Source organism: Duganella zoogloeoides (genome assembly GCF_034479515.1).
GTDB lineage: Bacteria > Pseudomonadota > Gammaproteobacteria > Burkholderiales > Burkholderiaceae_D > Rugamonas > Rugamonas zoogloeoides.
The window spans coordinates 4,680,735-4,695,981 of the sequence record NZ_CP140152.1 but is presented as its reverse complement, the minus strand read 5'-3'; the positions used below and the strand labels follow the sequence as shown (position 1 = coordinate 4,695,981).

At 64.4% G+C, this 15,247-nt stretch carries 11 protein-coding genes; 4 read left to right on the top strand and 7 right to left on the bottom strand.

The genetic code is table 11. The annotated features are described in order from the left end of the window. Positions 1 to 121 precede the first annotated feature (121 nt). Complete coding sequence (locus SR858_RS20765; protein ID WP_019921634.1) at positions 122 to 1,258, bottom strand: PQQ-dependent sugar dehydrogenase; 1,137 nt, start codon at positions 1,256 to 1,258, stop codon at positions 122 to 124. Between the two features lie 413 nt (positions 1,259 to 1,671). On the opposite strand from SR858_RS20765, the gene SR858_RS20760 reads away from it, so the two are divergent. Both SR858_RS20760 and SR858_RS20755 read left to right on the top strand, forming a co-directional pair. Further along, complete coding sequence (locus SR858_RS20760; protein ID WP_019921635.1) at positions 1,672 to 3,597, top strand: PAS domain-containing sensor histidine kinase; 1,926 nt, start codon at positions 1,672 to 1,674, stop codon at positions 3,595 to 3,597. A gap of 167 nt (positions 3,598 to 3,764) precedes the next feature. After that, a complete protein-coding gene (locus tag SR858_RS20755; protein ID WP_026637251.1) occupies positions 3,765 to 4,571 on the top strand; it encodes an oxidoreductase in 807 nt (268 codons plus the stop codon). A gap of 11 nt (positions 4,572 to 4,582) precedes the next feature. Here SR858_RS20755 and soxR read toward each other — a convergent pair whose 3' ends face one another. The 6 genes from soxR to hmpA all read right to left on the bottom strand — a co-directional run bounded on the left by soxR (position 4,583) and on the right by hmpA (position 10,846). After that, a complete protein-coding gene (gene soxR / locus SR858_RS20750; protein WP_019921637.1) occupies positions 4,583 to 5,047 on the bottom strand; it encodes a redox-sensitive transcriptional activator SoxR in 465 nt (154 codons plus the stop codon). Continuing rightward, positions 5,044 to 5,460 (bottom strand): DUF6691 family protein, encoded by a 417-nt coding sequence (locus SR858_RS20745; RefSeq protein WP_019921638.1) that lies wholly within the window; start codon positions 5,458 to 5,460, stop codon positions 5,044 to 5,046. Before SR858_RS20745 ends, soxR begins: the two co-directional genes overlap by 4 nt. A gap of 9 nt (positions 5,461 to 5,469) precedes the next feature. Beyond that, positions 5,470 to 5,913, bottom strand: coding sequence for a YeeE/YedE family protein (locus SR858_RS20740; RefSeq protein WP_019921639.1), 444 nt, complete (start codon positions 5,911 to 5,913; stop codon positions 5,470 to 5,472). 124 nt (positions 5,914 to 6,037) lie between these two features. Beyond that, positions 6,038 to 7,753 carry a methyl-accepting chemotaxis protein gene (locus tag SR858_RS20735; RefSeq protein ID WP_019921640.1) on the bottom strand — a complete coding sequence of 572 codons (1,716 nt, stop codon included), beginning with the start codon at positions 7,751 to 7,753 and terminating at the stop codon, positions 6,038 to 6,040. 226 nt (positions 7,754 to 7,979) lie between these two features. Beyond that, positions 7,980 to 9,554: a GH39 family glycosyl hydrolase gene (locus SR858_RS20730; protein WP_019921641.1), complete on the bottom strand. Its 1,575-nt coding sequence runs from the start codon at positions 9,552 to 9,554 to the stop codon at positions 7,980 to 7,982. 113 nt (positions 9,555 to 9,667) lie between these two features. Next, positions 9,668 to 10,846 (bottom strand): NO-inducible flavohemoprotein, encoded by a 1,179-nt coding sequence (gene hmpA, locus SR858_RS20725; protein WP_019921642.1) that lies wholly within the window; start codon positions 10,844 to 10,846, stop codon positions 9,668 to 9,670. A 194-nt stretch (positions 10,847 to 11,040) separates the two neighbouring features. Between hmpA and SR858_RS20720 the strand changes: the two genes are divergently transcribed. Then, complete coding sequence (locus tag SR858_RS20720) at positions 11,041 to 11,478, top strand: hypothetical protein (protein WP_019921643.1); 438 nt, start codon at positions 11,041 to 11,043, stop codon at positions 11,476 to 11,478. Positions 11,479 to 11,608: 130 nt separating this feature from the next. After that, positions 11,609 to 15,226, top strand: a complete 3,618-nt coding sequence (locus tag SR858_RS20715) for a GDSL-type esterase/lipase family protein (RefSeq protein ID WP_019921644.1) — start codon at positions 11,609 to 11,611, stop codon at positions 15,224 to 15,226. Positions 15,227 to 15,247: the final 21 nt, after the last annotated feature.

Below are 15,247 nucleotides of genomic sequence, written 5' to 3'. Positions count from 1 at the left end.
AACGTAATTACATGGTGGCACAAGCATGCGCAACGGCTGTCTCGGTCTGGCAACGTCGCGGGACACCAAAGACGGGCGACCCAGGCGCAGCACGTCGTTGAGCCTGGGTTTTCTCGTTGTCTTACTTCTTCGGTGTGAGCATCAGCAGCCGGCCGCTCGCACCGTCTTCCAGCAGCCACAGCGCGCCATCGGGTCCGGTGCGCACGGCGCGGATGCGTTCGCCCATGTCCCAATGCTCTTGCTTGGTCGCTTTCTCGCCGTCAAGGGCGATGCGGTCCAGCGACTTGCCCGAGAGACCGGTGATAAAGAGGGAATTTTTCCACTTCGGGAACAGGTCCGCATCGTAGTAGGCGAGGCCGCCCGGTGAAATGGCCGGATTCCAGGACACTTTCGGGGCCTCGAAGCCGTCGCCGGGCGCATGGTCGGGGATGTCCCGGCCGTCGTAGTGGTTGCCATTCGACACCTTCGGCCAGCCATAGTTGAGGCCTGGCTTGATCAGGTTGATCTCGTCGCCATGGCGCGGCCCCATCTCCATTTCCCACAAGCGCCCCTGCTTGTCGAAGGCGATGCCGAGCAGGTTGCGGTGGCCATAGGACCAGATGGCTGCATCGAAGCCCTTGGCCGCGAGCGGGTTGCCGGCGGCCGGCGTGCCGTCGAGGTTCAGGCGCAGCACCTTGCCGAGCGTCGACTTGGGGTCCTGCGCCGGCTCGAACAGCTGGCGGTCGCCGCTGGTGAAGAATAGATACTTGCCATCCGGCGAGAAGCCGATGCGGCCCGAATAGTGTCCGCCAGTCGACGCTTCCTGGCCGCGGAAAATGGCCTTGGTATCCTTGAGCGCGCCGCCGGCCAGATCCAGTGTCGCGGTGGCGAGCACGACCCGGCTGTTGGCACCGGTACTCGCCTCGGAGTAGCTGAAGTAGACCAGCTTGCTGGTTGCGAAATCGGGCGCCGGCACGATGTCCATGAGCGCGCCCTGGCCCTTGCTGCTGACGGCGGGTGTGCCCGACACTGTGCGCTTGGTGCCGGTTGCGGGATCGAACAGGACTAGCGTTCCCTCTTTTTGCGTCACCAGTACATTGCCGTTGGGCAGGAAAGCCAGCGCCCAGGGATTCTTGAAGGTGCCGACCGGCTTGACCTCGAAAGGCAGGCCGCCGGTCGCGGATGCACCGGCCTGCGCGTTCGCGACCATCGGGACAGCAACGAGCGTGAGCAGGGTGAGCGAGAAAGTGGTGGCGACGCCGAGCTTGTTCAAATTCATGTTTTCCAGATCTCCATCGGTGGAATTGATACCAGCTTGTTGGGACGAAACGTATGCCGCTTCGCGTCCGTTCAGGTGCGGCTATGCCAGAACGGTGATATTGGCTTCACCGAACGTTCGGATCGGCCACGCGCCGGGCATGAGCTTTGCGGCCCTGCTGGTCCATAGAAACTTCGGGAAGTGTAGAGCAAAACTCCCATTGCAGACGCGCCACTGGTTGCGGCCGGTGGATGCAGCAAAGGGCGATGCGCTCTGGCAGAAAATCGATACCAACGGCGCCCAGGCCCGCGTAAAATTTTACAAAAGACGCTGGGCACGATGGTGCCCGATAGCGAGGCTTATTTGGCGGAGGCCGCACGCCGACTCGGCCAATCTGTGCCATCATGCATCCCCCTCCCTGAAAGTTCCCCCCCATGCCGACCGCAACGCCCCAATTCTCCCTGCGCCGTTACCAGGAGCTCTTCGAACAGGCGCCGGTCAGCATCCAGATCCTGGCACCGGACGGGCGCACGATCCGGGTAAACAAGGCCTGGGAAAACCTGTGGCAAATTCACGAGGGCACGGCCTTGCGCGACTTCGTTTTCAGCGCCGATTACAACGTGCTGACCGATCCGCAACTGGTCGAGAGCGGTATCGCGGTGCTGCTTCGCCGTGCTGTCGAGGGGGAGTCGGTGAAGATCCCGGCGGCCCGCTATGACGTCAGTGCGCTCGGCGGCGAAGGGCCGGCGCGCTGGGTGACCGCGCGCGCGCATCCGATCAAGGATGGCGAGGGCAATATCGTCGAAGTGATGCTGATGCATGAAGACATCACCGAGCGGGTGGAGAGCGAGAATGCGCTGCGCCTGCGCGAAGAACGGTTCCGCTCGCTCGTGATGGCTACCTCGCAAATCGTGTGGACCAACACGGCCGATGGCCGCGTGCTCGAAGATTCGCCGTCGTGGCGCGCATTCACCGGGCAGACCTACGAGCAGTGGAAGGAATTCGGCTGGCTCGACGCCCTGCATCCCGATGACCGCGCGCCCACCGAGGCGCTGTGGCACACCTGCGTGGCGGCGCGCTCCGTGTTTGAAACCAGTTACCGGATACGGCGCACGGACGGCAGCTACCGCTGGACCGCCGTCAAGGGCGTGCCCATCCTGGCGGCCGACGGTTCGGTACGCGAATGGATCGGGGCCAACACCGATATCCACGACATGGTCATGGCCGAACTGGCGCTGGCACAGCGGCTCGATCGCGAGCAGCACACCAGCGCGCTGCTCGGCAAGGTTGCGCAGGCGGCGCGCACCTTGCACAAGATACTTTCGTCCGATGAGATCGCAAAGACGCTGGTGGCGGAAGTGCGCGCAACCCTGGGGGCGCACCAGGCCATCGTCTCGCTGGCCGATGCCGACACCGGCGTGGTGACGGTCAATGCCGTATCGCAGTCGGAGCACTACGCATCCGCCGCGCCTGTGCCTGCATCGGGCCGGCTGGCGGTGCCCCTGATCGACCGTGCCGGCAAACATCTCGGCCTGATCGAAGCGGTGGACAAGATCGATGGCGATTTCACGGTCGAGGACGAAGCCATTCTGATGCAGCTGGCGTCGATCGCTGCCACCGGGTTCGAAAACGCCAGGCTCTATTGTTCATTGCAGGAGCAGGATCGTCGCAAGGACGAATTCCTCGCCATGCTGGCCCACGAGCTGCGCAACCCGCTGGCGCCGATCACGTCCGCAGCGCACCTGCTGCAATTGAAGCCGTCCGATGAAGCGCTGGTGCGCAGGTCGGGCCAGATGATCGGCCGGCAGGTGCGCCACCTGACCGCGCTGGTGGACAGCCTGCTCGACGTCTCGCGCGTCACTCACGGACTGATCGAGCTCGAAACGGCAGTGATCGACCCGATGGGGATAGTTGCTGCTGCCATGGAACAGTCGCAACCGCTGGTTGCGGCCCACCAGCACGTCTTGACGACGAGCGGTCACGCCGGTGGCGCGGCCATCGTCGGCGACCCGGTACGGCTGACGCAGGTGCTGGTCAATTTGCTCAACAACGCTGCGAAATATACGCCGCCCGGCGGCCGCATCGACGTCAACATCGCGCGGCACGGGCAGGTCGTCTCGATCGCGGTGCGCGACAATGGCATCGGCATCGACGCCCACCTGCTGCCCCGGGTCTTCGACCTGTTCGTCCAGGCCGAGCGCTCGACGGACCGGTCCGAGGGCGGACTCGGTATCGGCCTGGCGCTGGTGCGGGAAGTCGTCGCGTTGCACGGCGGCCAGGTAGCCGCACACAGCGCTGGCGCAGGCCAGGGCAGTACATTTACGCTGACCTTGAAAGTTGCTGGGGGCGCCAACGCCTGACGCGGCAGGGGCACCAGATTTAGGTATACACGGAAATAAAAACTGATATATGATGGTCGTCATACAAAGGGGGGGGGGCGGCAACACCCCTACTTTTTTTGCGCAGGAATATGATGATCGTCATATTTTATGCAGACCTCACTTCATTCGATTTGGAAGGAAATATCATGACCACCCCCAAGGTAGTACTGGTGACCGGCGTTTCGTCCGGCATCGGCCGCACGGCCGCCGAACAGTTTGCCCGGCGCGGCTGCCAGGTGTTCGGTACCGTGCGCAACCTGGCCACGGCAGCGCCATTGCCAGGCGTAACGCTGGTGGCGATGGACGTGCGCGATACCGACTCGGTCCAAGGCGCCGTTGCCGACATCATCGGCCGCGCCGGCCGCATCGATGTGTTGGTCAACAACGCCGGCGTGAACATGACCGGCGCCGTGGAGGAGACCAGCATCGCCGAAGCGCACGTGATGTTCGAGACCAATGTGTTCGGCGCCATGCGCACCATCCAGGCCGTGCTGCCGCAGATGCGCGCACAGCGCGCGGGGCGGATCGTCAATATCAGCTCGGTGCTGGGGTTTCTGCCGGCGCCGTACATGGGCTTATACTCGGCGTCGAAACACGCGGTCGAGGGATTGTCGGAGTCGCTCGATCACGAAGTGCGCCAGTTCGGCATTCGCGTCACGCTGGTCGAGCCGGCGTATGCCAAGACCAGCCTGGAGGCCAATTCGCCGACCGCCAAATCCACCATTGCAGCCTACGATCGCGAGCGCACTGCGTCTGCTGCTGCGGTGGCGCGGGAAATCAACAACGCGCCTGCGCCCGACAGCGTGGCGGCGACCATCGTCGAGGCTGCCCTGGGTAAATGGCAGATGCGCAAAACGCCGCCAGGTTCGGCATCGCTGTTGAGCAAGTTACGCCGGTTTATGCCGGCAGGCCCGGTGGATGCGAGCTTGAGGAAACAGTTCGGGCTAGGCTAGGCGCCGCGCGGTCATGGCGCGAACGGTCGATCGAGCAGCACCGCCCCCGTCCCGGTCGCGCCCAGTGCATCGTCGCCGTTGCGCAGCGGGCACTCGGTGGTGGACAGGCAGCCGCACCCGATGCAGCCATCGAGCTCGTCGCGCAGCCGCGTCAGGCGCGCGATGCGCTCGTCGAGCTCGGCGCGAAAATTCTCGCCCAGCTTGCGCCACTCCCTGGCGCTGATGAGGCGGTCTTGCGGCAGCTTTTTCAGGTACGCGCTGATGGTCTCGAGCGGGATGCCGGTGCGCTGCGCCACCTTGATCACGGCGATCTGCCGCAGCACGCCGCGGCCATACCTGCGCTGGTTGCCCTCGGTGCGCCAGCCCTTGATCAGCCCCTTGGCTTCGTAAAAGTGCACGGTGGATACCGCCACGCCGCTGCGGCTGGCCACGTCGCCCACGGTCAGTTGGGTTTTCTCCGGATCGATCCTGTTCATCGGCGCCACCGCTCCACCACCTCGAACATCCCCATCCCCACCAGCATGCTGGCCACAAACACCAGCACCTTGCCATTGCCAGTGGCAATCAGCGCCAGCGCGGGGCCGGGGCACAGGCCGGCCAGTCCCCAGCCGGCGCCGAAGGCCAGCGCGCCCAGTACCAGGCGGCGGTCGATGCGGGTGGCGGTGGGCAGTTGCAGTGGCGCGCCGGTCAAGGTGCGCTGGCGCCTGGCCGCCACCACGAACGCCGGCAGCGCGACCGCGATGGCGCCGCCCATCACGAACGCCAGCGACGGGTTCCACAATCCGGCCAGGTCGAGAAAACCGAGTACCCGCGCCGGGTCGGTCATGCCGGAGACGATCAGGCCCAGTCCGAATACCAGGCCCACCAGCAAGGCGATCAATATTTGCATGGTCCGCTCCTAGGCCAGCACGTGGCGCACGAGGTACACGGTGGCGAAGCCGGCCAGCATGAAGGTGGCGGTGGCCACCATCGAACGCGGCGAGCGGCGCGAGACGCCGCACACACCGTGGCCGCTGGTGCAGCCGGCGCCGTAGCGCGTGCCCAGGCCCACCAGCAGGCCGGCTGCGATCAGCACAGCGTTGTCCGCAGCTATCGTGACGGCCGGGAAGGGCGCCGCCAGTGCATGGATTACGGGTGCGACGACCAGGCCGCCAATAAAGGCCGCGCGCCAGCCGATGTTGCCGCGCGCCGGCTTGACGAGGCCTCCGAGCAAGCCGCCCAGCACGCCGCTGATGCCGGCGATTTTGCCGTTGAATAAAATCAGTGCGGCGCAGGCGGCGCCGATCAGCAGGCCGCCGGCAAGCGCGCTCCACGGTGCGAAGTTGATCCAGTCTATCGTCATGAGAAACCTTTCGAAGGGATCAAATTGTAGCCGGTTCCAGCAAGGTGCACCGGGCAAGAAAAATGCCGCGACGGCTGGCACCGTGCGGCATTTCCGAAAGCGAAGATCAGCGCGAACAATTACCTCAAAACTCTTCCCACTCGGTTTCCTTGACCTGGCTGGAGACTTTGGTTGCCGGGGCGGGTTTCGGTGCGCTGGCCAGTTGCCGCACCGGCGTTTTGACAGCCGGTTTGAGCGCAGCCACCGGCCGCGTCATCTTGCGCATCGGCGCCGCCGTGGCTGGTGAGGCCATCTCGTCCAGTTTGAAAACGCTCACTGCCTGCGCCAGCTTGCCGGCTTGTTCCTGCAGGGCGGACGTGGCCGCTGCTGCTTCTTCCACCAGCGCGGCGTTCTGCTGGGTCACGGTGTCCATCGACGTGATCGCTTCATTGATCTGTTCGATGCCCATTTCCTGTTCGCGGCTGGCGGTCGTGATTTCACCGACGATGCTGGTGAGCTTGTGCACGCTGGCCACTACTTCGTCCATGGTGGTGCCGGCGGTGCTCACCAGCTTGTTACCAGCTTCGACCTTGTCCACCGAGTCGCCGATCAGCACCTTGATTTCCTTGGCGGCGCTGGCCGAGCGTTGCGCCAGGTTGCGCACTTCCGACGCCACAACCGCGAAGCCGCGGCCCTGTTCGCCGGCGCGCGCCGCTTCCACCGCTGCATTCAGCGCCAGGATGTTGGTCTGGAAGGCGATGCCGTCGATTACCGAGATGATGTCGACGATCTTGCTTGACGACGTGTTGATGGAGTCCATCGTCTCCACGACCTGCGACACCACGTCGCCGCCGCGCATTGCAACCGCTGCCGCAGACTGCGCCAGCTGGTTGGCCTGACGGGCGTTCTCGCTGTTCTGCTTGACGGTGGACGTCAGTTCTTCCATCGACGAGGCGGTTTCTTCCAGCGCGCTGGCCTGCTCTTCGGTGCGCGAGGACAGGTCCATATTGCCGTTGGCGACTTCGGTGGTGGCGGTGGCGATTTCCTCGATGCCGCTGCGTACTTCGCCGACGATGTGCTTGAGGTTGTCGTTCATTGCCGAAAGCGAGGTCAGCAGCATGCCGATCTCGTCCTTCGACGTGACCGTGATGCGGCTGGTCAGGTCGCCGGCCGCCACGGTGCGCGCCACTTCCACGGCCCGGTTGACGGGTGTGGTAATCGAACGCGTGATGACCACGCCGATCACGATTGCCGCCAGCGCCGCAATGCTCGAGAGGACCAGCGTGGACATGATGGCGATCTGGCCATCGGTACGCACCTGCTCGCCGGACTCGCGCATCAGCTTTTCCTGGGCGTCCACCATCGCCTTGAGCGCATCAAAAAAAGCGTTCTGGGGCGGGCGCAATTCCTTCAGCACGTAGGTGCCGGCCTCATCGGCCTTACCCTCGCGCAGCAGCTTGACGGCCGTGTCGCGCGCCTTGCCATAGGCGCCTCGGGTGGTCACCATGGCGTCGAAGGCGCGCTGGCCGGCCTCGCTGTTGATCATGCCCTTCAGTTGCTCGAGCATCTTGGTGTTCTTTTGCACCGATTCTTCGAGCTTGGCCAGCGAGGTTGTCACTTCAGCAGGGTCGTGCGCGCCGATGGTCGCGTTGCGGATGAACCTGGCCTGGAAGTTCACTTCGTCCTGGATCGATTTGGTCAGCATGACCTTGACGTAGCGGTCGTCCAGCATGGTGGCGGCGGCCTCGTTAATGCTTTGAATGCGGGTGATGGCCACCGTTGCCACCATCACCAGCAATACCAGTACGATGGCGAACCCGGCAGCGAGCCGGGTGCCGATTTTGAGATTCGAGATATTCATGTTTTCGCCGTGAGTAGGGATGCTGCGATCGAGATCCCGGGGGCGAGGGGAGGGGGGTACAGGGCAGGGGAACCAGTGCGGGGCGCGGCGACTGGAACCGGAAGTTAGCATTGTCGAGGCAGTTTAGTTAATTATTTTCCTTGAGGCAAGTGGTGTGTGCAGCCTGTTCCGAAGGCGTTGTTATTTCGCGAGTTCGCTGGTTTTTCGGCAAACTTGCCGATTTTGCCTAGCGCCTGGCCTGCTGCAAATCGAGCAGGTAGACATCGTTTTCGCGCAGCGGCAGGCTGGTGGAAAAACGCCCGTCCGCTCCCACTCGCACCGTCTGCTGCGCCGACGGCTTGCCCGTGGCCAGGGCCTTGAGCGCTGTCACCTGCGGCCTGGTCAGCTGCCTGGGCGAACCCATGGCGATAAAACCGGTGTAGGCGTCGTTCTGTTTGTAGCCCACCTGCGAAACGGTGAGCGTGTACGCGCCCGGTTTCAGGCCGCCGACATTGACAGCCACCTTGCCCTTGTCCCTGGCTGGCAAGTCCTGCACGAAGTACTGCTGGTTGTTGATCTTCTCCGGCAAGGTATGGGTGTAATCCCACAGCAGCACCTGCGCATTGCCTTGCCCGTCGGTGGTGGCGTACGAGCGGGCGTCGGTGTTTTTCAACTCGTTTGGCGCCAGCCGGTTGAGGAACTGGTAAGCGAAATAGGCGGGCTTCTTGATGCCCTGCGTGTTCATCAGGCCGAAGCCGCCGTGGAACGCTTCGATGCGCGGTCCCGCTTCCTCGAAAATATCGGTGAATACCCAGTAAGACATCGACTGCGCGGCCGTGCCTACCTGTTTGAGCTTTTGCAGGATGTAGGCGGCCTGGTGATAGCTGTCGTGCGAAGGATCGGACGGCGTGTACGACGAGCTCCACTCGGTGTAGTGCAGCTCCAGCCTGGGCATGGCGGAGGCTGCGATCTCCTTGCGGTTGCGCAGCACGTCGTTGCTGATCGCCCCATCGTCCTTGAGCAGAACCGTGCCGGTGGTGCCGTATTCGTCGAGGAAGCCCTGGCCCACGCCGTAGGTGTGGGTGCTGACGAAATCGAGCGGCACACGGTTCCTGTCGGCGTAGGCGATGGTCTCGGGGATCCACGCGGCGCCGGCGGTGGCGGGACCGCCCACGCGGTAGCGCGCATCGACGCTCTTGATGGCGCGCGCGGCGTGCGCATACAGTTTGAAGTACTCGTCCTGGGTGCCGGCCCAGAAGCCGTCCAGGTTCGGCTCATTCCACACCTCGAAATACCAGCTGGCCACTTCGTCGGCGCCATAGCGCTCGGTCCAGTGCGCGGTGAGCGCTTTTACCAGCCGCTCCCACGCCTCGTAATTCTTGGGCGGCGTGACGTTACCGCGCCACCAGAAAATGGTCTTGTCGCCGCTGGCCATTTGCGACGGCATGAAACCCAGTTCCACGAACGGTTTGACCTTGATGCTCAGCAGGTAGTCGTACAGCGCGTCGATGTACTGGAAGTTGTAGTGTTCCTTGCCCTGCGCATCGACGCGGTACACGCCCATGTCGTCGGTGAGCAGGCCGTGCATGCGGATGTACTTGAAACCGGCATCGCGCTTGATCTCGGCAAGCTGCTGCTGCCAGTCGGCGCGCAGGCCTTCGTTGGCACGGCCGGCGCCCACGGCAAAATTGAAGGTGGCCGGCAGCGGGCCGGCTACCTGTTTGACGTTGACGTCGATGACGCGGTCTTGCGCGAAGGTGTATGCCGGCGCCAGGACGGCGGCGGCGAGTAATGTCAGTTGCGCGATTTTTTTGGTTGGCATTTGTCTCTCTCCATTGGTAGCACCATGTCCATGGGGTGCACCATTCTGAAAGAGACGCCTGGTCGCCGCAACACTGAAAATGCGTTTTCGCGGTTACGAAATTCGCCAAACGGTTACAGCATCGCCTCGGCGGGACCGAAGAATTCGTACCGCGCCTGCGCATCCGGTACGCCCAGCGCGCGCAGGCTGGCTTTCACGCTGCGCATGAAGGCAGTGGGGCCGAGGAAGTACGCATCGACATCGGTGGATGGCAGCCATTGCGCCAGCAGCGCCTGGTCCAGGTAGCCGGTGGCGTGCGGCGCCGCACCCGTGCCGTCGTGCGCCGCATAGCAGAAATGATGGTGCAGTTGCGGGTACTGGCCGGCCAGCGTTTCGATATGCTCGCGGAACGCATGCACCTGGCCGTTGCGGGCGGCATGGATGAAGTGCACGGTGCGGTTGGCGCGCAGCGCAGCGGTCAGCATGGCCAGCGTGGGCGTGATGCCCACGCCGCCGCTGATCAGGACCACCGGCCGCTCGCCCGGCTGCAAGGTAAAGGCGCCCGATGGTGCGTACAGGTCGATGACGGCGCCGGTGTCGATGGCGTCGTGCAGGTGGTTCGAGACGATGCCACCAGCCTCGCGCTTGACGCTGATGCGGTACGTCTCCAGGTTGCTGGCCGCCGACAGCGAGTACTGGCGCTTGTGCTCCTTGCCGTCGATGTCGAGCCGCACGCCGATGTACTGGCCGGGGGCGAAGTCCATCACCGGCAGGCCATCCACGGGCCGCAGCACGAAGCTGGTGATCTCCGCGCTTTCCACCGCCTTGCGCGCAACCTGGAATGCGCGGGTGCCGCGCCAGCCGCCGGGCGCCTGCTCTTGGGCGGCGTAGGCGCTGCGTTCGGCGCCGATCAGGATATCGGCCAGCTGGCCGTAGGCGGCGCCCCAGGCCTCGATCACGGCGTCGGTCGCGGTCTCGGCGCCCAGCACTTCGCGGATCGCCTTGAGCAGCGAGGCGCCCACCAGCGGGTAGTGCTCGGGCAGGATTTGCAGCGAGACGTGCTTGTTGACGATGGTGGCCACCAGCGGTCCCAGTTTGTCGAGCGATTCGATATGGCGCGCGTAGCACAGCACTGCCGACGCCAGCGCGCGCTGCTGGTTGCCGCCGCTCTGGTTGGACTGGTTAAACAGCGGCAGCACCTGCGGGAAATCGGCAAAAAGGGTCTGGTAGAAGTGGCGCGTGAGCGTTTCGCCATGGGCTTCGAGCAGCGGCACGGTGGCGGTGATCAGGGCGGTCTGGGATGGGCTAAGCATGGTGCGGGCCTTTTCATGTCGTTAAGCAATGTGAGCAGTGTAGCGAGAAATCTTTAAACATGCAAATTAAATACATCTTTAAAGATGGGCGAATGTGTCGGGCGTGTCCGGTTGAATTGTCATTTACAAGGCCGGGTGGAAATACTATATTCATAAGTCTTCGCCAGCCCGGCGCGTCTCAAGAGAGGAATACCATGGCCATCCGCACGCTCACCGCCACCTGGACCGCTGCCCCCGGCAGCCTTGGCAGCGCCACCGCCGTCATCACGCTCGATACCGACCTGGTGACCACCACGCCGGGCGGCTCCATCCCCATCGCCCAGGTCCAGGACCTGACCGTGACCGTGCAGGGCGCACGCGCCGGCAACGGCACCTTCGGCAAGGACGATTTCAATGCCGTGCAGTTCTACGCCGGCTTCCCGCTCGACTTCTCGCAGCCGCTGATCGGCCAGACTGGCGGCAGTGGCGGCCTCGCTTACGGCACGCCCGATGCGCAAGGCGGCGCCGGCGACTTCAACCTGCTCTCCGGCAGCAACGGCGAAGGTCCGGCCGGCGTGGCCGCGTTCACCCTGGCCACCAACGGCCGGAACGATCCGTCCGACGTGCTGGTCATCGCTTCCATTAATCCCTGAATCCTCCTGGCCGCTTCGCGTTATGGGCGGTGCGGCCAATATCATTCGTCCGCTTGGTGAATTTCGCAATTGCGGCAGCCAGTTGCTGCTTGCAGAATGAACGCAAAATAAAACCCAAGCGAGACATTCGATGACGTATTTCCCCCGCCGCGCGCGCGCCTTGTTTGCGAACGCGCATGCCAGCGCGCGCGCTGTGTTTGCGACTGCATTGGCATGTGCTTTCGTCTGCGCCGGATCCGGCACCGGCTTCAGCACTGCGCTGGCCGCGACTCAGTCCGCAGCGCTGCCAGCCGCTCCCAGGCAACTGACGATCTATAACGGCGCACCGCCTGCCGGCTTCCAGATCACCGTCGCCGATTCCGAATCGAGCACCGTGCTGGCCGGCGCCACCGCCTCGGTCACGCCGCCGCCCGGCACGCCCACGCGCCAGGTCATCGCCACCCGCACCGGCAAGGAAATCGCCCTGCAGTGGAAGGAGGCCTGGTACGCCGCACTGCGCGTCGATGGCGGCCAGCCGCTCGACTTGCGGCCATACGTGGAACGCGGCGTGCTGGCGCTGGATGTCAAGGTCGATGAACTGGCCAATGGCGGCCTGGCCTTCAAGGTCGGCTGCGGCGATCAATGCCATCGCGCCGTCTCGTACGTGGTGCCGGCGCGCGCGGCGCAGGGCAAGGGCTGGCAAAAACTGTCGTATGCGATGAGCTGTTTCGTGCGCGATGGCGCCGATTTTTCCGCCGTCAAGCTGCCGTTCGCGCTCGAGGCCACCGGCGCTGGCAAGGCGTCCATCGCCAATGTGCGTTTCATCCGGCAGGCCAGGCCGACCATGGCATGTCCCGACTACCGCACCGCGTCGGTCACGCCCGATAAGCTCAATGAATCGTGGTCCATCGGCTGGTGGACCGGCCGCCACGAACAAAAGCTCAAGGAAGCTGCTGCGCTGGGCAAAAAGGCGCAGGTGGTATTCATCGGCGACTCGATCACCGAGGGCTGGGAAAAAAGCGGTGCGCCGGTCTTCCGGCAGTATTACAAGCCGCTCGATGCGCTGGCGCTGGGCTTCGGCGGCGACCGCACCGAGAACGTCCTGTGGCGCTTGCAGCACGGCGAGGTCGATGGCCTCGCACCGAAGGTGGCAGTGCTCATGTTCGGCACCAACAACACCGGCCACCGCAAGGAAAATCCGGTGACCACGGCGGCCGGCATCAAGCGCAATATCGACGAACTGCGCCAGCGCCTGCCGGACACGAAAATCCTGCTGCTGGCGATCTTCCCGCGCGGCGCCACGGCCGACGATGCGGAGCGGCGCCTCAATGACCAGGTCAACGCCATCATTGCCGGGTACGCGGACAACCGTCACGTGTACTACCTCGATATCGGCACATCGTTCCTGGCGCCGGACGGCGCGCTGTCGAAGGACATCATGCCGGATCTGCTGCACCCTAACCAGAAAGGCTACGAGATCTGGGCCCGGGAGATGGCGCCCACGCTGGGCAAGCTGCTGGACCGGCAGGGCGTTGGCGCTGTCAGCGGCAGCGCTATCGGCAGCGCCAGCATGAACGCCGGAGCCAGCGCCAGCGCGCGTACGGGCGCCAATACCAGTACCATCGGCAATGCCAGCGCCAGTTCTCATCCCGGCGCCGACTCCGGCTACGCCTGGCGCCCGGTCGCCATCGGCGGCAGCGGCTTCATCTCCGGCATCATCCCCAGCAAGACACAAAAAGACCTGATCTACCTGCGCACCGACGTCGGCGGCGCCTACCGCCGCAATGCCGCCAACGGGCGCTGGGTCGCGTTGATGGACTGGGTGTCCGACAAGGAGACCGGCATCCTGGGCGTGGAGTCGATCGCCACCGATCCGACGTCACCGAACAAGCTCTATCTGTCCACCGGCATCGAGTATCTGAACGTCGGCGCCAACGCCATCCTCAAGTCCGACGATTACGGAGACACTTTCACAAAAATCGACGTCACCAGCCAGTTCAAAATCCACGGCAACGGCATGGGGCGCGGTAACGGCGAGAAGCTGCAAGTCGATCCGGTCAACGGCAACATTCTTTATATCGGCACCCGCGCCAATGGGATGTTCAAGAGCGTCGATGAAGGCCTGACGTGGCATCACCTGGCGGGCCTGGACGTCACGACCACGCCGCCCAACAAGAATGGCGTGAGCTTCGTGGTGCTCGATCCGTCCAGCAAAAAAGATGGGGCCACGCAGCGCCTGTTTGCCGGCGTCTCGCGCTTCGGCAAGAACGGCCCGAACATGTACGTGTCCAACGACGCCGGCCGCACCTTCACGCCGATGGCGGGCGGCCCGGCGCACCTGATGCCGCACCGCGCGGTGCTGGCGGACGGCGCCCTGGTGGTCACGTTTGCCAAAGGCGCCGGCCCGTGGGGCGACGTGGCCAACGGCGAAGGCCTGGAGGAGGGCGGCGTGTGGCGCTACGATATCGCGGCCGGCACCTGGCGCGACATTTCGCCGCCGCTCAACCGCGCCTACGCCGGCATCACCGTCGATCCGGCCAACCCGCAGCGCATGATCGTCTCCACCATCAATTACTACCGCTACTCCAAGGGCCGCATGGGCGACCAGTTCTTCGAGACGATCGACGGCGGCAAAAGCTGGAGCAGCATCGTGGACCAGGGCGTGAAAATAGATCCGAACGGCGTCAGCTGGATCGGCGGCAGCTTCATGCACTGGGCCGCCAGCATCGAGTTCGATCCGTTCGATCCGCGCTCGGTGATGGTCGTCTCGGGCAATGGCCTGTTCAAGTCCACCGATATTCACGCCAAACCGGCGGTCTGGAAGTTCGATGACGACGGTATCGAGGAATCCGTACCGCTCAACCTGGTCAGCATCCCTGGTGGGCCGGTGATTTCGGCCATCGGCGACTACGACGGTTTCCGCCACAGCGACGTCACCCAGTACTCGCCGATCCACACGCCCAGCATGGGCACCACGTGGGGGCTGGACTTTGCCGCGCAAAATCCGAACGTGGTGGCGCGCGTGGGCAGCGCCATGTACGTCTCTCGCGACATGGGCGTGACCTGGAACAAGACCGCCAAACTGCATGGCGGGAAGGGGCAACTGGCGCTGAGCGCCGATGGCGCCACCATCGTCCACAGCCCGGAAAAATCCGCGACCAGCTACTACAGCCGCGATGGCGGCGACAGCTGGTTGCAGGTGGCAGGATTGAACGGTGCGCGGCCGGTGGCCGACCCCGTCGATGCCAAGCGTTTTTATGCGGTGCAGGGCACGAGCTTCCTGGTCAGCCGCGACGGCGGCGCCTCGTTTGCGCCGGCCGCCACGCTGGCGTCGGCGGCACCGCCGCGCGCGGTCGTGCGCGCGGCGCCGGGACGGTCGGGCGACGTGTGGGTGCCGCTGTACGACGGCGGCCTGGCGCGCTCGGTCGATGCCGGCGCCACGTTCGCCAGCCTGCCGGGCGTGACCTACGCCGCTGCGGTCGGTTTCGGCAAGGCGGCGCCGGGCGCCAGCTATCCCGCCGTGTACATCTGGGGCACGGTAGGCGGCGTGCGCGGCGTGTTCCGCTCCACCGATGCCGGCGCGAGTGATACCGCCGCGACATGGCTGCGCATCAACGACGACCAGCACCAATACGGTGGCCCGGGCGACGCCCAGTTCGTCGTGGGCGACGCCAACACCTTCGGCGTGGTGTACATGAGCACCGCCGGCCGCGGCATCGTTTTTGGCCGGCCTGCCGACAGCAAGGGAGAAAAATCGCCAGTCAACTAAATCCTGCAACAGGCGTTTGTA

Coding starts and splice junctions, on each gene's coding strand:
- SR858_RS20745 (WP_019921638.1), bottom strand. CDS start 5,460: ATGCAAATATTGATCGCCTTGCTGGTGGGCCTGGTATTCGGACTGGGC.
- SR858_RS20730 (WP_019921641.1), bottom strand. CDS start 9,554: ATGCCAACCAAAAAAATCGCGCAACTGACATTACTCGCCGCCGCCGTC.
- SR858_RS20760 (WP_019921635.1), top strand. CDS start 1,672: ATGCCGACCGCAACGCCCCAATTCTCCCTGCGCCGTTACCAGGAGCTC.
- soxR (WP_019921637.1), bottom strand. CDS start 5,047: ATGAACAGGATCGATCCGGAGAAAACCCAACTGACCGTGGGCGACGTG.
- SR858_RS20765 (WP_019921634.1), bottom strand. CDS start 1,258: ATGAATTTGAACAAGCTCGGCGTCGCCACCACTTTCTCGCTCACCCTG.
- SR858_RS20720 (WP_019921643.1), top strand. CDS start 11,041: ATGGCCATCCGCACGCTCACCGCCACCTGGACCGCTGCCCCCGGCAGC.
- SR858_RS20735 (WP_019921640.1), bottom strand. CDS start 7,753: ATGAATATCTCGAATCTCAAAATCGGCACCCGGCTCGCTGCCGGGTTC.
- hmpA (WP_019921642.1), bottom strand. CDS start 10,846: ATGCTTAGCCCATCCCAGACCGCCCTGATCACCGCCACCGTGCCGCTG.
- SR858_RS20755 (WP_026637251.1), top strand. CDS start 3,765: ATGACCACCCCCAAGGTAGTACTGGTGACCGGCGTTTCGTCCGGCATC.
- SR858_RS20715 (WP_019921644.1), top strand. CDS start 11,609: ATGACGTATTTCCCCCGCCGCGCGCGCGCCTTGTTTGCGAACGCGCAT.
- SR858_RS20740 (WP_019921639.1), bottom strand. CDS start 5,913: ATGACGATAGACTGGATCAACTTCGCACCGTGGAGCGCGCTTGCCGGC.